Below are 1,230 nucleotides of genomic sequence, written 5' to 3'. Positions count from 1 at the left end.
GGATTGCCACCGCCAAGGGCGTGGCCCGGGTGCAGCCGGAGCGGCTGGCCGACTTTGGCCGGAGCCGGCTGCCGGTGGTGCTGGAGGGGGTGGAGGTCAACGGCCAGTCGACGGGGATAACGGGCCCCCAGCGGCTGGCGGCGGGCAGCGAGCGCCTGCAACTGCGCTTTGCCGGCCTGGGCTACGTGATGCCGGAGCGCATCCGCTACCGTACCCTGCTGGAAGGCTTCGATCAGGATTGGGTGCCGCGTGAGCACCAAGCCCAGGCCGAGTACACCAACCTGCCGCCGGGGCGTTATCTGTTCCGGGTGGCGGCGGCCTATCCCTACGGTGACTGGAGCGAACAGGAAGCCCGTCTGGCCTTTACCATTGCGCCCTTTTTCTGGCAGCGGTCCCTGTTCTGGTGGAGCCTGGGCATCCTGGGGCTGGGCGGTATCTGGCTGCTGATGCGGTTGCGCCTGCGGCTGCTGCGGCGGCGGGCCGAGCAGTTGGAGCAGCAGGTGGCGGAAAAGACCGGCGAGCTGCAACGCCAGTCCCAGGCGTTCGAGCGCCAGGCGCGGGAAGACCAGCTGACCGGCCTGGCCAATCGCCGGGCCTTCGACGAAGGGCTGCAGGCGGCCTGGGCCAGCCGGGGCACGGCGCCGCTGTGCCTGGCGGTGCTGGACATCGACCATTTCAAGCAGGTGAACGATCGCTGGTCCCATGCGGTGGGCGACCAGGCCATCCAGGCGGTGGCCGCGGTATTGCGGCGCGAGCTGCGGGCCGGGGATCTGGCGGCGCGCTGGGGCGGCGAAGAGTTCACCCTGCTGTTGCCGGACACCGCCGTCGAGGATGCCCGCCGCATCTGCGAACGGGTGCGCCGGGCCATTGAGGAAATGGACTGCGGCCCCATCGCCGCCGGCCTGCGCCTGAGCGTCAGCCTGGGGCTGGCGGAGGCGGGCACCCTGCCCGACGAAGACAAGCTGCTGTCCTGCGCCGACAAGGCCCTGTACCGGGCCAAGCGCGAGGGACGCAACCGGGTGGTGTTATGGTCGTGAACGCGCTTTACCCGCACTTTTGCCGCAAGATGCAGGAGCTGGCACCGGAAGGGCGCTGGTTCGTGGCCTTCAGCGGCGGGCTCGATTCCACCGTGCTGCTGGCCCTGTGCGCCCGCCTGGCCGCCGAGCAGGGCAGGGCGCTGACCGCGCTCCACGTGCATCACGGCCTGCAGGCGGCGGCGGACGCCTGGCC

The 1,230-nt window shown here is 70.7% G+C and carries 2 protein-coding genes; both read left to right on the top strand.

Features of this window, described 5'->3' with window-relative positions; all coding sequences use genetic code 11:
- A partial coding sequence (locus CGX12_RS19220) for a GGDEF domain-containing protein (RefSeq protein ID WP_142995722.1) occupies positions 1 to 1,037 on the top strand: 1,037 nt, incomplete at its 5' end.
- The coding region (locus CGX12_RS19215) for a PP-loop family protein (protein ID WP_303396192.1) at positions 1,028 to 1,230 on the top strand (203 nt) is incomplete at its 3' end. The genes CGX12_RS19220 and CGX12_RS19215, both read left to right, overlap by 10 nt.

It is taken from the genome of Zobellella denitrificans (assembly GCF_002237365.1).
Taxonomy (GTDB): domain Bacteria; phylum Pseudomonadota; class Gammaproteobacteria; order Enterobacterales; family Aeromonadaceae; genus Oceanimonas; species Oceanimonas denitrificans.
The sequence above is the reverse complement of the archived record's forward strand: the minus strand, read 5'-3'. Positions and strand labels throughout refer to the sequence as shown.